Below are 19,738 nucleotides of genomic sequence, written 5' to 3'. Positions count from 1 at the left end.
ATGAGAATCAGCAAACACTCAAGACTCGATGTTTTGGACCTATGGGCTCTGACAAGCGGGCAACCAAATAACCTTATGTTTAAACTGATATCTCACGTGCGCGAGTGTCCCGCTTTGAGAACATGGCACCGAGCAAAAATCCCCCGGTGCAAACTAACAGGCCATAGATGTTAACGCCAAGATCATCTGCGTATTTGCCTGCCCCTATGTCAAGAGCTGCAGGGAAAACTTGGATATTGAATGCGCTCTCCAGCGTCAGTAACACCCCGAAGAACAAACCTGGCCAAAAGGCCAGATGAAAACTTAGTTTTCCAGCCGTTCTAATCCATGACAGAAGAAATATTGGTGCCAATCCCATTACCATAGTTCCACTTATTGTAGTTGCAGCAATGACTGCAGGCCCCAAAGAATCTCCGAGGTAGATGCTTAGTAGCGGCAAATTTCCTAAAAAGGCAAGCGCCAGCATCAGGCGCCGACCAAGCGCCGAATGTTTATCCGTTGGATGTTCTTGGTTATTTGTCCAATCTCGCGCCCCTAATTTCGCCGTTGATGCGAACGTTGAATCAAGCGTCGAGCCGGCACTCGTCAACATAATGGCATTAAACACCAGAAGCATCGGAAGACCGAATACGCCTGGCACCACAACAACTGCCACACCATCTAGGCCTTGGGACAGTGCGTAAAGTCCAATTATAGAGAAAAGTAAAATGAAGCTACCAGCTACTAAGCCCGCTAAGAAAAAGCCTTTAACCATGCGTTTTGGGCTAGTGATAAAAGCACGATCAGTCATCACGGGATCATGAAACCCGTAGCTGAATGCTTGAACAAGGGCGAGACACAAAAAGGTCGACCCTGCAAGCATAGTTGAATTGTTAACCCTTGGTGGCCCAGCTGCAAATAGACCCGGCCCAAGCGTTGAAAGCACAACAACCAGCAATACCGCAGCCAATAGCATCTGCGCGCCATCAGTAACCAGACTTGAACGCAAACCTCCTCGCCAAGAATAAAATAGAGTGAAACCTGTGATAACTATGACTGCAATCCAATACCCGCTACTGCCTTCAATGCCAAAATAAAGTGCGCCAACCTTTGTATTTGACCAAATTTCATTGATAAGCCGAATTGCTATAGCTACCATAAAGAGTTTGGTGCAGGTTCGGCCGTATTTGTGTATTAAGAAGCTGGGTAGAGACTCCCAGCCACCTCGAGTACGAATAAAATAGATTGTAACGCCGACAATAATAAAACAAAGGTAATAAGCAGAGTATCCTATTGCCCCAATCCACCCATAAGCAGCGCTTAAATCAGCAACATTTGTGATAGACTTTGCGAAAATCCAGGAAATTGCAGCACTTGCTGTTAGTAGCACTAAACTCGGTTCGGTACCGCCTTTGCTACTACCGCTAAAAAATTGAGTGCTTGTAATTCCCCTTGGCATTACCAGCCAAATTAGAAGCCCGTAACTAAGCAAAATCAGCCACGGGGCAATCAATAGAACGTCCATCATGATTTCACACTCCGCCTAGCAGCAACATGATGGCAGGGGCGGCAGGATTCGAACCTGCGCATCACGGGATCAAAACCCGTTGCCTTACCGCTTGGCTACGCCCCTTCCTGACTTGAAAGATAGAAGTGAATGACGACGAGGGCAAGCGACCATGTGTACAGCCCGACATCGATATACATCTGTACAGCTGACAGAAACCCAGCTGTTTCAAGTCGTAAGGCTTTGCTAGCCGAAACCAACTCTTAGCGCAAAGAAAAAAGCATCTATTTTATAAAATAGCCTACCCTGATATCCTTTAAAAAGTGTTGGGCCAGAACTACCATATCAACGACCGATCGTACAAACCTCCACGCCCCCACAGTATGCCTAGCACAAATTTGGCTAAAGATTTTCCCATGGGCGCTCTGCTTTTGCAGTAATAGTAGCTTCTGCCCACCAACCTCGTTTCTTGAGTAATGCAGCTGCCTGCTTGGCCTCTACAATATTCTCATAAATTCCGAAGCAAGTGGCTCCGCTGCCGGAAAGTCTAGCCAGCAAACACCCCTCCGTTTCATTAATCACGTGTAAAATCTCGGCAATCATTGAACATTTTTCAATCGCTGGCCGCTGAAGGTCATTGTGTCGAGTTTGAAGAAGACTTACCAAATCAGGGATTGTGGATGGAACTTCTGGAAACCGCGCAGTTTCTGAAAATTTTGTACCAAAAGTTCTAAAAACAGAGCTCGTTGCCAATTCTAACCCTGGATTTACTAATAATAAGGGCAAGGCCGGCAGACAAGGAACCGGTTCTATCTGCTCGCCAATGCCGCCTACGTAGCAAGGCTCGCTAAGAAGGCAAGCTGGCACATCTGATCCAATACCTAATCCCAGTAGCGTGAGATCGACCGCTGAGGGCGAAATTCTCCAAAGTTCTGCCAAGGCCCGAAGTACTGCCGCAGCATCGGCAGAGCCTCCACCAAGACCCGCAGCAATTGGCAAATTCTTCGTTAATGTAATTTTTGTCTGCGGCTCTATTTGCACGGCATCTGCGAGCAGACGGGCTGCCCGGAGCACGGAATTATCTTCTTCAGCTGACAATTTTCCAGCAAATGGGCCCAGTATTTCCAAACTCAATGAACGTGCGGGAGTAACCGCAATCACGTCCGCTAAATCTCCAAAAACGAAAAGGCTATCTAATTCATGATAGCCATCCTCACGTCGGTTTAAGACATGAAGGTATAAATTTATTTTTGCTCGGGCATATACTCGTATCGCATCGTCTGCGCGGGCGGTCATTTACTATTTCCTAATATTTCTGGTTTACCGAGACCAGTTTGAATTTTTATGACGATTTCCTCACGTTCCTCCTTTTCCGGTTTAAAGCTGAGAGCCCGCCGCCACTGAAATTGGGCCTCTTGCTTGCGCCCAACACGCCAGTATGCATCGCCTAAATGATTGTTAATAATCGGGTCATGTGGCCTTATTTGTACAGCTCGTTCGAGATGCGGTACCGCTTTATCGAATTCTCCGAGCCGATAAAGAACCCAGCCCATAGAATCGACAATGTAACCGTCATTGCGCCGTTGAGCAACGGCGTTCTCTATCAATTGTCTCGCTCGTGTTAGATTTTTCCGTTTCTCCACCCATGAATAACCTAGATAGTTTTGAACGTACGGTTGATTAGGATTTAATTCTAACGCCTTCAGAAAGTCTTTTTCGGCCCTTTCCCAATTTTTTGATCGTTCTAGCGCAATACCTCGTGCATAAAACAGGTTCCAATCTTCCTTCTTTGGCGCTTCTAATCGAGCAAACATGCGATCGTAGACTTCGACAGCTTCTAAATAGCGTTCCTTAAATCGAAAGAAGTTACCAAGTCGAAGTAATGCATCTAACCTACGTGGCCGGAGGTTTCCCATTTTCTCAAGAAGCACCTGTGCCTCATTCAAGCGTCCGTCCTCATACAATGCGTCAGCAGTCCGCAGCTGCGCAGTCCATGAATAACCTGACGCAGAAGCCACTTTGCTATAACTTTCAACTGCATCTTTAAACCGCTGTCGTGACATTAAAATGTCACCTATCAAAATTTCCGCAAGCGGAAAATGCGGCTTAAACATGCAGGCAAGCCGCGTGTAGAGTAAAATCATATTGCTGGCTCGGTCACGTGGCAACGCACTAGCCAAACTGAATAAACCCTCCGCTAATCCTTGTGCGGGCGTCTCCACTAGAGATGCAACAAGTTTTCCACTCTCTATATTCTCGCGTAAACCTGAAAAGATAACGTCATCAACATCCGACTCCCGTTGCCCATCAATAATTTCTAATGCCTCTTTTCTTTTACCTAGTTTTTGGAGTATTGGAATTACAATCCGCTGGACACGGACTGGCGCAGTCAAAAAATTCCCATCGTTATTGACTTTTATAAGCTGTTCATAAGCTGCATCAAGATCGCCCGCCAGGTAATAAATTAAACCCATATTCAACCGATATATCGAGTTTGATCCTTTTTCCTGTGCCATTACAGCGAGGGCATTTCTGGCCTCAAAAAATTTTTTTTGGCCCGCTAGGCTCCAAGCTCTTGCCAGCGGCACGACATAAAGGCCCAAACCACTAGTCTCAGCATTCTTTAACCTGCCCAACGCTGCAGAATAGTTTTTCTTTCTAAAATCAAAAGCGATTTGAACAATCCGAGCAGTTGAATCATAACCAGATCTTCCCTCCATCTGTCGAGCAAACTCTAGTGCTTTATTATTAAATCCGGCACTCACAGCCAGCACAAATGCTCGACTCAAGAACAACTCATTTTTGGGCTCCTCTTGTTGTACTTCTTCCATTAATAGTGCGGCATGCTTCAAATCACTGCGTCGTTCGGCAAACCGCCCAGCTAAGAACCTGCCAAAAATCGAGGGTTTTTCAATGGCCAATGACGGGGGGGTAATAACTTCTGATTTCGTAATAATTTTCCCGGATTTCTTGTCGGTTAATAGCAGTAAATAAGCCAACACACTAATAACCACTGCGATTGACGTAAGTCCGAGAAATACCTTCGCAACTGATCTTGTCATGAATTTATCCAATAAAGATTTTAAACACAGATCCAAAGGACGTGGCACCACCGCCACAAACTAATTTACGTCAAATTCAACACAATGTGGCGGATGTCGTAGACAACGACACACAACCGCCGAACACTACTTTCTACATATTGGGGTAGTTGGGCCCCTCTCCACCTTGTGGTGTAACCCAATTTATATTTTGGGTCGGATCCTTAATATCACAGGTCTTACAGTGAACACAATTTTGTGCGTTGATTTGTAGCCTGGGAGCAGCGTCACCATCGCCCGGGATAATTTCATATACACCGGCTGGGCAATAGCGTTGTTCTGGAGAATCATAAGTTGCAAGGTTGTGATTAATCGGCACATCTGGATCCTTTAAAGTCAAATGTACTGGCTGATCTTCCTCGTGGTTGGTACCTGAGAAAGATACGTTTGTTAAACGGTCAAAAGTAATAACACCATCAGGTTTTGGATAATTGATCGGGACACAATCAGCAGCCTTCTCTAAACTCTCGTGGTCGGCATGAGCATGGCTTAGTGTCCAAGGAGCCCTGCCACGGAGAAGAATTTGGTCTATACCAGTGTAAAGTGTGGCGGCCCAGAGACCCCATTTAAAAGCAGGACGAACATTACGCGCTTGTTTAAGCTCATCATATACCCAACTTTTCTCGAACGCATCTGCATACGCAAGTAGTTCGGCAGGAGCATTCCCACCGGTTAACGCGTCAAAGGCTGCCTCAGCCGCTAACATACCCGTTTTCATGGCGGTGTGACTGCCTTTAATTTTGGGCATGTTTACGGTCCCGGCTTCACAACCAACAAGAACCCCTCCGGGGAATACTAATTTCGGCAACGATTGGAGGCCGCCCTCGTTTATGGCCCGTGCCCCGTAAGCCACTCTTCGACCATTTTCAAAGAACGGTCTGATTTTTGGGTGTGTTTTAAAACGCTGGAATTCTTCGTAAGGGGAAAGATATGGGTTTGAATAATCCAACCCTACTACGTAACCAACAGACACCTGATTGTTTTCGAGGTGATATAAAAATGATCCGCCATACGTATCGCTCTTCAGGGGCCAACCAGCACTATGCAAGATGAGGCCTTCTTGATGCTTGTCTGGATCAATTTCCCATAGCTCTTTCAGCCCGATACCATAAGTCTGTGGTTCGACGCCAGCACGAAGCCCAAACCGTTCCATCAAAATTTTTCCTAGATGACCACGACATCCCTCGGCGAAGAACGTATATTTTGCGTGAAGTTCGATCCCAGACTGAAACATATCGCTCTTTTCGCCTGTCTTTGACACGCCCATGTCACCGGTAGCAACACCACGCACAGCACCATCGTCGCCATAAAGAATTTCTGATGCAGCGAAGCCAGGATAGATTTCCACGCCCAGCGCTTCAGCCTGCTCTCCGAGCCACCGGCAAAAGTTTGCCAAACTGACTATATAGTTACCCTTATTGTGCATTGCCGGGGGCAACAAGAAAGTGGGGATATTAAACGCTGATGATTCGTTAAGTAACATAAACTTTTCATCAGTAACTGGTGTGTTGAGTGGAGCGCCCATGTCCCTCCAGTCAGAAAAAAGCTCGTTTAAAGCCCGAGGTTCCAAAACTGCACCTGACAGGATGTGTGCGCCAACTTCTGACCCTTTTTCCAATACGCAAACGCTTATTTCCGCGCCATTCTCAACACATAGCTGCTTAAGTCGGATTGCAGCAGAAAGGCCTGCCGGCCCTCCGCCAACAATAACCACATCATATTCCATCGAATCACGTTCCATGTGCCCCTTCCGGATATCACAGATTTATTCTTTTACGTTATCTCTTTATAGCAAATCGGTATACTACACTACATAGTTACAGAGGGGGCCTCCGACAAGATGGTAAGCTATACTGACCGCTCAAAACTCTACGCTACCCAAGCCCTTAAATGGCTGATTGAAATGGGAGCTGATGAATTAACTTCAAAAACGCCAATCGATCGTTTTGTAAACACAAATCAGAATAATAGACCAAAAATTAAAGACACCGCAACGCGAATAGTTCAGCCGGCAAATGGGTTAGTGTCGCGTCCTGCACCGGTTGGCAAAAACCAGATGGCTCCCGCTGAGGGAGCGCATGACGCCGCCACAGGAGCATCGGCTGCCACAGACATCGAAAAACTGAGAGCTGTAGTTGAGAGATTTGAAGGGTGTGCACTAAAGTTCACAGCTACAACCACCGTGTTTTCAGACGGCAATCCAGCTGCGGATTTGATGATAATCGGAGAAGCTCCCGGAGTTGAAGAAGATAAGTGCGGCCGCCCTTTCGTTGGTGCAAGCGGAATTCTTCTTGATAAAATACTGCATAGCATTGATCTAGATAGATCTAATGATTGTTACATCACGAATATACTTTTCTGGCGCCCCCCCGGCAACCGCAATCCTACAAAATCTGAAATCGCAGCATGCCTACCGTTTGTTTGGCGTCACATCGAGTTGAAAAATCCAAAGGTCATTATTTTGTTGGGTGGAATTGCTGCCAAGACTATTTTAAACACCCAGGAAGGCATAATGCGGTTACGTGGAAAGTGGTCAAATATTCAACTTGCGAATGTGAACCATGAAATCCCATGCATGCCAACGTTTCATCCCTCATTTTTGTTGCGTCAACCTAACCAAAAACGACAGGCTTGGCGGGACTTCCGCGCAGTTAAAACAAAATTGCTAGAACATTGCTAATTTGATATGTCCGGTTGACTCAACAAAGGAGCAGTCGGCGGGCCCGACCGTATTTTTTAAATGGATATTGGATACATACGAAAAGGCCTCGTTGTATTTGTGTTTCTAAATTTTGCACTGATTGGTATAGCAACAGCCGCTGACCTGAGAGATAATTCGGCAACCAGCTTACCCAATGTGCTTTCAGTGAGAGACGCTCACCTCTATCAGAGAGTTTTTGCACTTCAACAAGTTGGAAAATGGGCTCAAGCCACTAAGTTCTTTGAAAAGATTAATGACAAATCTCTGGAAAGCCACGTATTGTTTCAACGTTATATGCATCCAACAAAACACAGAGCTCTATTCCATGAACTGAAATCTTGGCTTGAAAAATTTTCCGATCGGCCTGGGGCAATACGAATCTATCGATTAGCAAAGAAACGAAGGCCCACGAAGCATACGATAGTACCTCTACCTAAGTTACCAAAGGTACAAGGTGTTTTGTCTGAAGAAATTATTTTTAGCCATGGAGCACCTCAAAAACGCAAAATATCAAATAATAGCTCGAGGGAAACTCGCCGGTTCCTGCGCCGTTTAAATGGGTTAATTGCAAAACGTAAGACGAGGAATGCCCACGCCCTTCTTAAATCCAGAAGGAATTCTAAAGTTTTAGGAAGTCGTGGGCTTGCTAAAGCCTACGCGGCATTGGCAAGAGGTTATTACCATGAAAAAAGAGACAAACTGGCAGTGACTCTCGCTGACCGTGCTGCAAAACGGATGGTTATTGGTAATGAAGACGCAAATTGGTGGGCAGGCTTAGCAAGTTGGCGCTTAGGTAACTTTGAAAAATCTGCTATCTACTTTTCAAAAGTGTCTAAAGACAGAACGATAATAACACCTCTTAAAACAGCTGCAGCTTTTTGGGCAGCACGTGCTTACTTGAGAGCCGCACAGCCAAGTCAAGTCAATCAGTACCTTAGTATCGCGGCTCAGAAACCTCGTACTTTTTATGGAATGCTGGCATGCCACCTGCTCGGCGCCGCCCCAACACTTAATTGGCATATACCTCCACTAAAGGCGCAAGATGTCGATGCAATGAAACATCACCCTCGCCTCAGACGAGCTCTAGCTCTAATTCAGCTCAATCAATGGGTACGAGCTGAAGCTGAGATGCAATTTGTTGCGCTTCGAGAATCCAAAAAAAACACTCGTATACTTTTAAATATTGCAATTCGAGGCAAGCTTCCTCAACTTTCCTATCGCCTAGGGCACACATTCATTGATGAAGATGGCAAACCGTTCGATAGTGCCTTATATCCATTGCCTGCTTGGAAGCCGGCAAATGGTTTCCTTATAGATAACGCTCTGATCTTTGCGTTGATGCGTCAGGAGTCAAGATTTCGTTCGCGTGCTCGAAGTCGCATGGGAGCCACTGGGCTCATGCAATTAATGCCTCGCACAGCCCGCGATATTGCGGGCCACAGTATGTGGAATGGCCGACGCTCATCTTTGTCTGATCCAGTGCTAAATATAACGTTAGGTCAAAAATATCTGCGCCGCCTTATTAGGAATGATTTTATCGGCAAAAACCTTTTTTACTTGATTGCTGCATATAACAGTGGGCCAGGTAATCTTTCTCACTGGCAAAAAGAAATAGATTACCAGTCTGACCCCCTTTTATTCATAGAAAGCATTCCAGCCCGTGAGACGCGCACCTTTGTGGAGCGCGTGTTAGCAAATTATTGGATTTACCGTGAGCACCTTAAACAAAAAGCACCTTCGCTGAACGCTCTTGCTTCAGGAAAATGGCCCACTTACATTGCGCTTGATAAAAACGCCAAGGAAAACACGAGACATGAACAATAAAAATTCGATCACCTCAGTCAATATTGCGATACTTACCGTCTCGGACACCCGTAAGAAAAAAGATGATCGATCCGGCGATTTGCTTGAACAACGCATAACTGAAGCCGGTCATAACCTACTGTTCCGTGATATTGTAGAAGATGATGTAGAAAAAATCGTTACCAAACTAGCTTTATGGATTAATGAAACGGATGTAGACGTCATCATCACTACTGGCGGCACGGGGATAACCGGACGGGATGTAACGCCAGAGGCCGTAGGGCGGATTTGGGATAAAGAAATCCCAGGTTTCGGCGAATTATTCCGCTGGATAAGCTATCAAAAAATTGCTACGTCAACGATACAAAGCCGAGCCTGCGCTGGGGTCGCCAACGGCACCTATATTTTCTCCTTACCTGGTTCACCCAACGCATGTCGCGATGGCTGGGACGAGATTTTAATGTATCAATTAGATAGCCGGCACAGCCCATGTAACTTTGTCGAGCTGATGCCTCGATTGAAAGAACATTAGTATTTGCTTCAATATAATCATCGAATACGTTGCCTTCTACCGAGCCAATAATGATAGAATTTTTAAGTCATAAATTGTATTATTTATTCATTTTACGCCAAGTATCGTAACTTTTACCGTCATCTACATCCAATAATTCTCTAATGAACGAATATGCGTGACGGTAGTCGAGATTATCCAACGTATCCTTAAGAGTGTATTGGCTTGACCACCGAACATTTCGAAAAATAGGGGGTAATAGTCGGCGGCGGGCCTCGCCTATAAGCCAAAACCCCCCATCAGGGGCTGGCCCTAACACTACATCATTACGACCCAGCTCTGAGAATGCTTCGTAAATATCATGATGCGAAATATTCGGAATGTCGCTACCTATTATGATAACGGGCCCAGAGGGCATGGCTTCCATTACTCGATTCATCCTATCGCCCAAATCACCGTGTCCTTGTTCCATTATTTGAACATTGCGAGGAGTGATGTTCGACCAACGAGTTGGTGCGCCAGTGGTTGCCAAGCTTGTGCGCCAACGGCGGTCTCTGGAAAGTCTCCTCAAAGTTGAGCGCAAATTACGTTCATAGAATTGAAGTGCGGCTAAACTGCCAATGTCGTGCCCCAGCCGACTCTTAACTGCCCCTAGGTGTGGGGCTTTCGCCATTATCACAAGATGCCTCATATGGCCTCGTATATATTTTTTATTTTTGCAGGCGGCACACCAAAAAAGAAAAGTAACAAACAAAACAAGTTGTGTATTATACGAACCATATATCCGTATCGCTGGTACCGAACGGCAGAGGTTGTAGCGGTAACACGAACTTCTCGAAGGGTTTTTCGCCCTATCCGGCGAACAAGATCAACATCCTCCATCAAAGGGATTCCAGCATACCCACCAACCGCGTCATAAAGGTCTCTCGAGACAAACAAACCTTGATCACCGTAGGGCAAGGAGAAGACGCGACAGCGAAAGGATACTAGCCGAGCGAGTAAATATGGCCGTATTCCGGTGTCGTCCAAGGCAAATTGGAAATATCCAGCGTGGCATTTATGCTCCTGCATGAAATTTTGCAGATGCTTTTCCCACCCCGAAGAAAGCTTGGTATCCGCATGCAGTATTAACAGCCATGACCCCGTGGAAGCTTCCACACCGCGCTGCAACTGCCTGCCTCGACCGGCAGGTCCCTTAATGAACTCTGCCCCACATGCCGAAGCAATTTCTTCAGTAGAATCATCAGAGCCACCGTCAGAGAAAATCACTTCCCGAATCAAATTAAGCCCATCCAAAGTCCCAAGAGATTGAAGCGTAGCACCCACCACATGTGCAACGTTAAGAGTGGGTATAATGATACTTATTTTATCCACCTTGTATTCCTGTTTTGTAAATTTCCTTTAAGCTCTTTCCGGAAAGAAATGTATAAATGTCGCGACTTCTTTCTTACAAGTTAGGTTTAAGTTTTCAATTTGCGGAAATAAATATTCCAATATTTATAATGACATTTGTATTATGACTTCTTTTAAAAAGTTATCACCTTGCTAGTACATTAGTTTGCGCATGTAACTTAAGAGTTTAGGTAGAAGAAAGGCAACATAGCATTGCGATCTCAAGCAAATAGAATTGGATTACTCCATAGAGTTTCAATAATGTACATGCCACATCAATTTGTATCAGCGTATTAAAGCGTCTGTCCGTACTGAAAATGTGCACAAAGACAGATTGTAAATACCTCAAATGAAGAAATATCTCGTAGTTTGCTGGGCAAGTTGAGTAAGAAGCAATAAAACATGGAACACGGAAGCGATTTTACAGGGCTAGCAATCGTAGCTGCGGCTGCCACACTATGCGGAATGGCCTTGGCGCGCTTAAAACAACCGCCAATAGTCGGTTATATCTTTGCTGGCATTATACTCGGACCCTCGGCATTTGCTATTGTAGAGGACCGAATGTTGATTGGACCGCTAGCAGAACTAGGCGTTTTGATGCTGCTCTTTTTCATCGGCATGGAGCTTTCACTTCGCAGCTTCCGGCGCATTTGGCGGATTGCGGTTGGAGTAGCCGCCTTACAGATTGTTGTTTCTCTCATCGTGATGCTGTTATTTCGCTGGGCTCTGGACTGGCCACTTGAACACGCCATCCTATTTGCATTCGTCTTAGCGCTGAGCAGCACTGCCGTCGCTATACGATTACTAGAGGATACCGGTGAACTACGAAGCCGGGTTGGCATGATTGCGGTTGGAATCCTCATTGCGCAAGACCTTGCCGTAGCACCAATGCTTTTAGTTCTAGAAAGTTTGAGCAAGGATGTGACCGTTTTTAATGTGATTTTGAAAGTCGGCATGACCATTGCACTTCTCATTTTCGCAGTTCTCTACTTCAGTCGGCGCCAGGCTATAGATTTACCGCTTGGGAAAATTGCAGAGGATAAAAAGGAGTTAGTCCCTCTGGCTGCTCTCACGGGGTGTTTTGGTTCAGCCGCCCTGGCTGGCCTGCTCGGCCTCTCGCCAGCATTCGGTGCTTTCTTGGCGGGGCTATTTGTAGGCAACAGCCGACAACGATCATTGTTTTTTGATTTAGCTAAACCTATAGAAAATATCCTACTAATGGTTTTCTTTCTTTCAATCGGTCTTTTAATTGATCTCCAATTTTTGTTAGATAATCTCAGTTTGGTGATAATCTTATGGCTCTTTGTTTCGGTATTTAAAACTGCTTTAAATGTTGGGCTTTTGCATTTGTTCGGTGAGCCTTGGCGTCACGCATTCCTCGCAAGTTTAATGTTAGCACAAATTGGCGAGTTTTCCTTTGTGTTGGGCGCTGTTGCAATAGACCACAGGATAATAGCGAGCGAAACACATCGTTTAATAGTTGCCATTACGGTACTTTCACTGATAATCAGCCCACTTTGGCTAAATACCATGCATCGATTGCAACATCGCGCTACTGATCGAATACAAAGTCTTGGGGATCTCCTGCATTTTGTCTATTACCGTGAATGGCATTTTGTCGACGAATTTAGCCGAAATACCATAATCAGAACAAAGGTCATTTTACGCAATCTTAAGCAATTCTGGATAAAAATTTCAGATCAAGCTTCTAAGCGGATAAAAGGCTACGGGAAAGATTGAAGAAAACATGTGCATATATGCGAAAAGTGATCGGTTTTAAGGCGGGACCGCCACCGCGAATATGGCTTGATAGTCCTCCTTCACACCTGCCTTTATTTGCACTTCATAATGAATATCTGGTATAGTCTAGGCTAATAATTCGCAGTTTCGAAAGAATATGAAATATATTCTTCTTCACAAAAGCGCTGCGCAGGGACTGGTGAAATACTAGATTTGATTTGCTCAGCCTTTAAGGCAGGCAACAGAGATGCACCAAAGGGGGGAAAATGGCGCGACATGCTGTTGATGTGGGCTCTTACGCTGAAAATATAACACGGCAACTCGCAGCTTACTCGAGTGGATTGAAATTCCAAAACCTCCCAAGTAACGTCGTTTTAGTAGCCAAACAGTGCGTTCTCGATGGCCTAGGTGTTATGCTCGCAGGCTCGCGTGAACCGCTTGCCAAAAAGGTCATATCATTTGTTCGAGAAGAGGGGGGCAATCCAAAATCGACGGTTGTTGGATATGGGGACCGCACCTCTCCATCACAAGCTGCTTTTGTAAATGGAACTGCTGCCCACGCACTTGATTATGACGATGTCTTGCGTCCTTTACACGGGCATCCAACAGTTACTGTACTGCCGGTTGTTCTAGCCCTCGGAGAAAAGCTCGCAGTCGGTGGCAAAGAAATGATAACGGCTTTTGTTGCCGGGGTTGAGATTGATGCACGCGTGGGCGCTATGATGGGAGACAAACATTACGAGAAAGGTTGGCATGCAACGGGTACCGTGGGCACTTTGGGAGCTGCTGCAGCTGCCGCTCGCTTAATGAATCTAAACGCGGACCAGACTGCCCATTGCCTAGGCATTGCAGCTACTCAAGCTGCAGGCTTGAAGTGCATGTTTGGAACCGAATGCAAGCCCCTCCATGCAGGGAAAGCCGCAATGAACGGCGTGATAGCGGCTGAACTCGCAGCCCGTAAATTTATCAGCAGGGCCGATGTCCTTGAATGTAGACAGGGCTTTGCAGATACTCAAACAGACAGCTTTCAACCGCACGAAGCACTAGAAGGGTTAGGAAATATATTCCATACATTGGATGTAAAATTTAAATACCATGCATCATGCTTCGGGACCCACGCAATGCTGGAAGCATTAGCAACGATTAAGAAAAATCCAGCTTTTGATGCAGAAAAGCTGGAAAGAATTGAGCTGCGAGTGCCACCATTTGCGCTCGATGTTTGCAATATTCAGGAACCAAAAACCGGTTATGAGGCAAAATTTAGCTACCGCCATAGTGCAGCATTGGCAATCCTTGGAGAAGAAACAAGTAGTCTTAGAAGCTACAATGACGTTGCCGCCCAACGTGCGGATATTGCAGAGATGAGAAAAAAAGTTTTTGTTAGTTCTGCAAAAAATCTTGATCGCTATGCAAGTGATGTCTTCGTTTATCTTGATAATAAAACCGTTATTACCGAACATGGAGACATGGGACCGCCAGTGGAGGATTTTGGCACTCAAGGTGAAAAACTCGAACACAAGTTCAGGGCGTTGGCAGGACCCCTAATCGGCCATTGTAACACTAATCAAGTTATCGATGCAGTTTGGTCATTTGAATGTCAGTCTGGTATATGCACGGCGCTCTCTGGACTGAAAATTGCTTAGGAAAGTTTGATAACTTGCTCTGCATAACTCATAGTGCCTGATTTAAGCCGCGAGATTTCCATGGGCGGCCGAGTTGCTGGTATTGATGAAGCAGGCCGTGGTCCTTGGGCTGGCCCAGTTGTCGCTGCTGCCGTTGTCCTGCACCAGAGCAAAATGCCAGATGAATTAAGATTTGGAATTAGAGACTCAAAAGTTATTTCCTCGGCAAAGCGTGAACACCTTTTCTCTTTGCTTCACTTATGCGCAGAAATTGGTGTCGGCCGCGCAGAGGTAACCGAGATCGATGACACTAATATTCTAAGTGCAACGTTTATGGCTATGAAGCGAGCATTACAAGCACTCTCGATTTCAGTTGATATTGCGCTAGTCGATGGCAATCAGGCACCAAATCTTCCCTGTAAAGTCGAAACATTGGTGAAAGGCGACTCCCTATCCCTTTCAATCGCAGCGGCCTCAATTGTTGCAAAAGTCCATCGCGATCGTGAGATGGCCATGCTAGCCAAAACCTTTCCCGGGTATGGCTGGGAGAAAAATGCGGGCTATGGAACCAAGGAGCACCGGGAGGCGCTTGCAAAGATAGGGGTTACACCGCATCACCGAAAGACATTCTCTCCTGTCGCTAAAATAATATCAAAATTTTAATGTTCGATACAATATATTGTGTAAGTATCTTTATGTAATACAAAATGTATTACTTAGCATTGCATAAGTATTGTATATTTTAATATTGTTTATTACTTTATCACGCAGGTTTAAGATAATAGGATGCAGGCGATATAATGGCCTTGAGTGTAAAACATTCTCCCAAAGAAATGATTAATTCGAAAATCATTCTTGGAAACAGCGCAACAGTGATGTCTAAACTGCCTGATCAGTGTGCAGATATGATTTTTGCTGACCCACCCTATAATCTACAGCTTAGAGGCGATCTTCACCGCCCAAACAACACCAAAGTCAACGGTGTCGACAATGCATGGGACAAAGTTGGAACTTTTGCAGATTACGATACCTTCACTGGCAAGTGGCTTGCCGAAGCGCGGCGCGTTTTAAAAGATGATGGTACTATATGGGTCATTGGCACTTATCACAATATCTATAGAGTAGGAGCAACGCTTCAGGACATGGGATTTTGGTTTTTGAACGATATAGTATGGATCAAAACCAATCCAATGCCCAACTTCCGGGGCACTCGTTTTACCAACGCCCACGAAACGCTTCTTTGGTGTGCAAAATCAGAAACAAGCAAACCCACCTTCAATTATGATGCTATGAAAGCGCTCAACGAAGATCTACAAATGCGCAGCGATTGGCTCCTTCCAATCTGCACGGGCTCGGAAAGGTTGCGTGATCAAAAAGGAGATAAAATCCATCCTACTCAGAAGCCGGAAGCGCTAATCTATCGCGCTATTTTGGCTGCGACTAATCCCGACGATTTAGTTCTAGACCCCTTTTTTGGAACTGGCACCACTGGGGTGGTGGCAAAAAAGTTGGGACGACGATATCTTGGCATCGATAGTGATCCTGCATATGTCAAGGCAGCCCGAGAGCGAATTGGAGCGACTCCGGAGCCACATTCATTAGAATTGATAAGAAGTCCCTCGAAGCGGCGCCAACCTCGAATTCCCTTTGGTTGGCTTGTAGAGCGTGGACTACTCTCTGCGGGCGATGTGCTGGTAAGCCCCGATCATCAACATACTGCAAAAGTAAGGGCGGACGGCACGGTAATTTCTGCGACACATCGGGGTTCCATTCACCAAGTTGGCGCAGCAGTTCAAGGTGCCCCTAGTTGCAATGGCTGGACATTTTGGTGCATGAACGTTGAAGGTAAAACAATTCCGATTGACTCGTTGCGTCAGCAGTTACGGTCGGAACTCAACTGATATCACCTTCGAAGATTTGTTACTGCAAGCCTTGCCACCTTACGCATTACTGTAGGTAACGCTTGTTCTTCGAGTTCTATCAGTTGACACCATATGCAATCCTGCGGCACCGTGTGCACCCTGTCCACTGAAGCTGTAACCACGTTTAGCTCAAGATGAAAATGACTAAAAGTGTGCCTTACTGTTCCAGAAATTTCATCCCAAGAAGCCATCTGCAGCGGTGCTGCCATGGCTGCTGTTTTCCTGTCTGGCAAGGCACCTTCAACCCAGTTTGTGCTGGGTACCTCCATCATTCCACCAAGTAAGCCTTTTTCGGGCCTCCTTCGCAAAAGCACCGCGCCTTTGGGATTTGTTATCCAAAATGCTATCCCACGCCTTGTTTGACGTTTTGGCTTCGACCCTTTCAATGGAATGAATTCTGCAATGTTCTTTCCCTGGCATCTTTTTGTCCAGGGGCATAGATCACATTTTGGCTTCCGCACTGTACATACGGTTGCTCCAAGGTCCATGACCGCCTGAGCATAGTCCCCGGGCCTAAAAGTTGGAGTCATATCTGACACATGGCTGTAAAGTGTTGGTTTACACGCTGGCAACGGGTCAAGCACGGAGTGCAGACGAGCCATCACACGCTCTACATTGGAATCCATTACCGCAGCTGGCCTTCCAAAAGCGATTGCAGAAATTGCAGCTGCGGTATAACGCCCAATACCCGGAAGTTTTAAAAGCTCCGCCTCGTGATCAGGGAAGTGGCCATCATACTTATCAACAATTATTCGCGCACATTTATGAAGGTTTCGCGCCCGCGCATAATAGCCTAGGCCAGCCCAACCCATTAGAACTTCGTCGAGTTCAGCTCGCGCCATGTCTGCCACCGTTGGCCAGCGAGCAATAAAGCGTTTAAAATAAGGTCCGGCAGTCGCGACAGTCGTCTGCTGCAGCATGACCTCACTCATCCAGACAAAATAAGGATTTGGTTTTTGGCTCGAGCTCACACGCCATGGCATGTTACGGCGATTTGTGTCATACCACTTGAGTAACTCATTAGCGGCAGTCATGTAATCTTTCGTTGACACAGCTAATCTTCCATTGAAGAGAGTTAGAGCAGGATAGTGACGATATACTTTACTAGCTGGAAATCAATCTACAATCTAAAACAATCAAAAAGTTTTCAGGTATATGCAAGATTTCGAAGATGCTTACAAAAGGCGCCGGAGCGGACCATTACCGCTCGCCGCGCTTTTGCCAACACTGACACGAAAAGCGCTCGGTAAATTCGGGTTTTCCTATATTGGGCTCATTACTGACTGGCCAACCATAGTTGGGCCTGATATTGCACAAATGAGCGCACCAGAAAAACTCACCTTTCCACGAAATAAACGAGATTCTGGTGTGCTTAGTCTTAAAGCTGAGGGGGGGGCAGCACTAGAAATTCAACACCTAGAACCCCAAATTCTCGATCGCATAAATACCTATTTTGGTTACCGAGCGGTAATGCGATTGAATATTATCAATGGCCCTGTAAACAAACCCAAGAATGAAGCAGTCACTTCAACCGAGTTTATTTATAAAAAATCCCTCGACCAAAAAACCAGTGCTCCAAAGTTAATGCACTTACTAGAACGGTTTGGCCGATCTGTAAAAATGCGCGAATCAAGTAAAAAAGACTAATTTTTGAGAATTGCTTGAGTTATATATCGAAAAAATCATCCGGTTTAACTTATTAGGTTCGATAATGGAGGGCACCTTGATTGAGCCACATTAGTTTCCTTATAATCGCTCATTAGAAAAACTAAGGATTAAACAGTGACCCGTGCTTTCAAAATATTTCTATTATCAGCTTTGATTATCGCCATTCAACCGGTAGAGACCAAAGCTCTAGACACCAAATCACAGTTAAAAGACATCGTTATGGGTGACCCCGAGGCTCCCAATACTATCATAGAATATTTCTCTCTAACGTGTGGTCAGTGTGCGAAATTTCATGCTAACGTACTGCCGAAAATAAAGAAGAACCTGATCGACACAGGAAAAGCAAAATTCATTTCGAGGGACTTTCCGCTCAATAATCTAGCAGTACTTGCCCATATGGTCAGCAGATGCGCACCACGCAAATATTATCGACCTTACGTAACTACATTGTTTAAAAATTTTAGCAGCTGGACACGTAAAAGTGACCCCGTCGCAGCGCTCAAAAAAATAGCTAAATTAGGTGGTATGGGATCAGAAGAATTTGATTCTTGCCTCAAAAATGAAGAACTTTACCAAGGCATGCGGAAAAAGATGTCAGAATACGCAAAAAAATTTGGCGTTGACTCTACTCCCACAATTATTGTCAACGGAGAAAAGGTGGATGGAGATTACTCGTCTATAGAAAAAATCATCAATAAATAAAACACCTGCAGAACTCAGCTTCATTACCAAACCCATTAGAATTGAATTTGATTAAAAGTGCATTTTACAACCCTCCGCCTTATAGGATTTAAATCCTTTGTTGAACCAGTAGAATTGCCCATAGAAACTGGAATGACAGGTATTGTCGGACCTAATGGTTGCGGAAAGTCCAATATAGTCGAGGCTTTGAGGTGGGTAATGGGAGAAACCTCAGCTAAAAGGATGCGCGGCGCTGAGATGGACGACGTTATATTCGGCGGAAGTGCTAGTCGGCCAGCGCGTAATATTGCCGAGGTAACCTTATCACTCGATAATTCCGACCGAGGCGCCCCTGCACGGTTTAACGACGCGGAAGTATTAGAAATCTCACGGCGTATAGAGCGAGACTCTGGCTCTCAATATCGAGTAAACGGCAATGATGTACGTGCGCGGGATATTCAATTGCTTTTTGCTGATCTGGCCAGTGGGGCCCACTCCACAGCAATGGTCAGTCAGGGCAGGGTGGGTGCTTTAATCAGTGCAAAACCATCAGAACGACGTGCTCTTCTAGAGGAAGCAGCGGGCATAACCGGGCTCCACTCGCGTCGCCACGAGGTAGAGCTTCGTTTAAAAGCCGCTGAATCTAATCTAGAGCGGCTTGATGATGTTATCGGCGCGCTTGACGATCAGAGCCGTGGCCTACAACGTCAAGCTCGACAAGCTCAGCGTTACAGGAAAATTGCCGCAAAAATCTTAGAAAAAGAAGCTATTCTTCTGCATTTACGCTGGAGGGATGCATCAAATGCTAAGGAATCCTCGTTTGCAAAATTAACGAGGATAGAGCACCTTGTATCGGAGCGAACTCGAGCAGCAGCTTCTGCCTCACGACGAAGAGCTGACGCCCAGCAGGCTTTACCGCAACTACGCAATACTGCCGTGCAAGCGGCAGCCGAGTTGCAAAGACTTACCGTGGCCCTTAAAGAGCTTGATAATGAAGAATCTCGGATCTCAGAAGCTAGTGCTGAGATCTCCCGCCGGCTTGATCAAATTGAAAGAGATTTAGCTCGTGAAAATGATCTTGCGAAGGAAGCAGCTGAAACCATTGCTCGGC

17 protein-coding genes and 1 tRNA gene are annotated in these 19,738 nt (G+C 45.7%); 10 read left to right on the top strand and 8 right to left on the bottom strand.

All coding sequences use genetic code 11. The features are described 5' to 3' along the window. Window positions 1-79: 79 nt before the first annotated feature. The 5 genes from VX941_10190 to VX941_10170 form a co-directional block, all read right to left on the bottom strand. On the bottom strand, window positions 80-1,507 hold the full coding sequence (locus tag VX941_10190; protein ID MEE2933773.1) for a Na+/proline symporter: 1,428 nt from the start codon (window positions 1,505-1,507) through the stop codon (window positions 80-82). A gap of 30 nt (window positions 1,508-1,537) precedes the next feature. Next, a tRNA-Gln gene (locus tag VX941_10185) sits at window positions 1,538-1,612 on the bottom strand. A gap of 276 nt (window positions 1,613-1,888) precedes the next feature. Beyond that, window positions 1,889-2,782: a 4-(cytidine 5'-diphospho)-2-C-methyl-D-erythritol kinase gene (locus VX941_10180; GenBank protein ID MEE2933772.1), complete on the bottom strand. Its 894-nt coding sequence runs from the start codon at window positions 2,780-2,782 to the stop codon at window positions 1,889-1,891. Next, on the bottom strand, window positions 2,779-4,548 hold the full coding sequence (locus VX941_10175) for a tetratricopeptide repeat protein (protein ID MEE2933771.1): 1,770 nt from the start codon (window positions 4,546-4,548) through the stop codon (window positions 2,779-2,781). Before VX941_10175 ends, VX941_10180 begins: the two co-directional genes overlap by 4 nt. Window positions 4,549-4,681: 133 nt before the next feature. After that, window positions 4,682-6,328 (bottom strand): electron transfer flavoprotein-ubiquinone oxidoreductase, encoded by a 1,647-nt coding sequence (locus VX941_10170; protein MEE2933770.1) that lies wholly within the window; start codon window positions 6,326-6,328, stop codon window positions 4,682-4,684. Between the two features lie 99 nt (window positions 6,329-6,427). On the opposite strand from VX941_10170, the gene VX941_10165 reads away from it, so the two are divergent. Genes VX941_10165 through moaB form a run of 3 tightly spaced genes read left to right on the top strand, consistent with a single transcriptional unit; the run spans window position 6,428 to window position 9,623 of the window. Continuing rightward, on the top strand, window positions 6,428-7,267 hold the full coding sequence (locus VX941_10165; GenBank protein MEE2933769.1) for a uracil-DNA glycosylase: 840 nt from the start codon (window positions 6,428-6,430) through the stop codon (window positions 7,265-7,267). 60 nt (window positions 7,268-7,327) lie between these two features. Continuing rightward, window positions 7,328-9,112 (top strand): lytic transglycosylase domain-containing protein, encoded by a 1,785-nt coding sequence (locus VX941_10160; GenBank protein ID MEE2933768.1) that lies wholly within the window; start codon window positions 7,328-7,330, stop codon window positions 9,110-9,112. Continuing rightward, on the top strand, window positions 9,102-9,623 hold the full coding sequence (gene moaB, locus VX941_10155; GenBank protein MEE2933767.1) for a molybdenum cofactor biosynthesis protein B: 522 nt from the start codon (window positions 9,102-9,104) through the stop codon (window positions 9,621-9,623). Before VX941_10160 ends, moaB begins: the two co-directional genes overlap by 11 nt. A 79-nt stretch (window positions 9,624-9,702) precedes the next feature. Here moaB and VX941_10150 read toward each other — a convergent pair whose 3' ends face one another. After that, the gene (locus VX941_10150; protein MEE2933766.1) at window positions 9,703-10,275 is read right to left on the bottom strand and encodes a TIGR04282 family arsenosugar biosynthesis glycosyltransferase; all 573 of its coding nucleotides are present in this window, start codon (window positions 10,273-10,275) and stop codon (window positions 9,703-9,705) included. Between the two features lie 14 nt (window positions 10,276-10,289). Then, window positions 10,290-10,976 (bottom strand): TIGR04283 family arsenosugar biosynthesis glycosyltransferase, encoded by a 687-nt coding sequence (locus tag VX941_10145; protein MEE2933765.1) that lies wholly within the window; start codon window positions 10,974-10,976, stop codon window positions 10,290-10,292. Window positions 10,977-11,396: 420 nt separating this feature from the next. On the opposite strand from VX941_10145, the gene VX941_10140 reads away from it, so the two are divergent. The 4 genes from VX941_10140 to VX941_10125 all read left to right on the top strand — a co-directional run bounded on the left by VX941_10140 (window position 11,397) and on the right by VX941_10125 (window position 16,257). Next, window positions 11,397-12,734 carry a cation:proton antiporter gene (locus tag VX941_10140; protein MEE2933764.1) on the top strand — a complete coding sequence of 446 codons (1,338 nt, stop codon included), beginning with the start codon at window positions 11,397-11,399 and terminating at the stop codon, window positions 12,732-12,734. A gap of 266 nt (window positions 12,735-13,000) precedes the next feature. After that, window positions 13,001-14,377: an MmgE/PrpD family protein gene (locus VX941_10135; GenBank protein MEE2933763.1), complete on the top strand. Its 1,377-nt coding sequence runs from the start codon at window positions 13,001-13,003 to the stop codon at window positions 14,375-14,377. A gap of 33 nt (window positions 14,378-14,410) precedes the next feature. Next, window positions 14,411-15,019: a ribonuclease HII gene (locus VX941_10130; protein ID MEE2933762.1), complete on the top strand. Its 609-nt coding sequence runs from the start codon at window positions 14,411-14,413 to the stop codon at window positions 15,017-15,019. Between the two features lie 137 nt (window positions 15,020-15,156). After that, window positions 15,157-16,257: a site-specific DNA-methyltransferase gene (locus VX941_10125; GenBank protein MEE2933761.1), complete on the top strand. Its 1,101-nt coding sequence runs from the start codon at window positions 15,157-15,159 to the stop codon at window positions 16,255-16,257. A gap of 2 nt (window positions 16,258-16,259) precedes the next feature. Here VX941_10125 and mutY read toward each other — a convergent pair whose 3' ends face one another. Further along, a complete protein-coding gene (gene mutY, locus VX941_10120; protein MEE2933760.1) occupies window positions 16,260-17,330 on the bottom strand; it encodes an A/G-specific adenine glycosylase in 1,071 nt (356 codons plus the stop codon). Window positions 17,331-17,433: 103 nt separating this feature from the next. Between mutY and VX941_10115 the strand changes: the two genes are divergently transcribed. The 3 genes from VX941_10115 to VX941_10105 form a co-directional block, all read left to right on the top strand. Next, a complete protein-coding gene (locus tag VX941_10115) occupies window positions 17,434-17,925 on the top strand; it encodes a DciA family protein (GenBank protein MEE2933759.1) in 492 nt (163 codons plus the stop codon). Window positions 17,926-18,060: 135 nt separating this feature from the next. Then, entirely contained in the window at window positions 18,061-18,648 is a 588-nt protein-coding gene (locus VX941_10110; GenBank protein ID MEE2933758.1) for a DsbA family protein, read from the top strand. Window positions 18,649-18,705: 57 nt separating this feature from the next. After that, on the top strand, window positions 18,706-19,738 hold a 1,033-nt coding region (locus tag VX941_10105; protein ID MEE2933757.1), incomplete at its 3' end, for an AAA family ATPase.

It is taken from the genome of Pseudomonadota bacterium (assembly GCA_036339585.1).
Lineage (GTDB): Bacteria > Pseudomonadota > Alphaproteobacteria > UBA8366 > UBA8366 > UBA8366.
This window is presented reverse-complemented; position numbering and strand designations above follow the sequence as displayed.

What these genes read in the sequence shown, in the direction of transcription:
- VX941_10190 (MEE2933773.1), bottom strand. Translation starts at nt 1,507, where the DNA reads ATGATGGACGTTCTATTGATTGCCCCGTGGCTGATTTTGCTTAGTTAC.
- VX941_10180 (MEE2933772.1), bottom strand. Translation starts at nt 2,782, where the DNA reads ATGACCGCCCGCGCAGACGATGCGATACGAGTATATGCCCGAGCAAAA.
- VX941_10175 (MEE2933771.1), bottom strand. Translation starts at nt 4,548, where the DNA reads ATGACAAGATCAGTTGCGAAGGTATTTCTCGGACTTACGTCAATCGCA.
- VX941_10170 (MEE2933770.1), bottom strand. Translation starts at nt 6,328, where the DNA reads ATGGAACGTGATTCGATGGAATATGATGTGGTTATTGTTGGCGGAGGG.
- VX941_10165 (MEE2933769.1), top strand. Translation starts at nt 6,428, where the DNA reads ATGGTAAGCTATACTGACCGCTCAAAACTCTACGCTACCCAAGCCCTT.
- VX941_10160 (MEE2933768.1), top strand. Translation starts at nt 7,328, where the DNA reads ATGGATATTGGATACATACGAAAAGGCCTCGTTGTATTTGTGTTTCTA.
- moaB (MEE2933767.1), top strand. Translation starts at nt 9,102, where the DNA reads ATGAACAATAAAAATTCGATCACCTCAGTCAATATTGCGATACTTACC.
- VX941_10150 (MEE2933766.1), bottom strand. Translation starts at nt 10,275, where the DNA reads ATGGCGAAAGCCCCACACCTAGGGGCAGTTAAGAGTCGGCTGGGGCAC.
- VX941_10140 (MEE2933764.1), top strand. Translation starts at nt 11,397, where the DNA reads ATGGAACACGGAAGCGATTTTACAGGGCTAGCAATCGTAGCTGCGGCT.
- VX941_10135 (MEE2933763.1), top strand. Translation starts at nt 13,001, where the DNA reads ATGGCGCGACATGCTGTTGATGTGGGCTCTTACGCTGAAAATATAACA.
- VX941_10125 (MEE2933761.1), top strand. Translation starts at nt 15,157, where the DNA reads ATGGCCTTGAGTGTAAAACATTCTCCCAAAGAAATGATTAATTCGAAA.
- VX941_10115 (MEE2933759.1), top strand. Translation starts at nt 17,434, where the DNA reads ATGCAAGATTTCGAAGATGCTTACAAAAGGCGCCGGAGCGGACCATTA.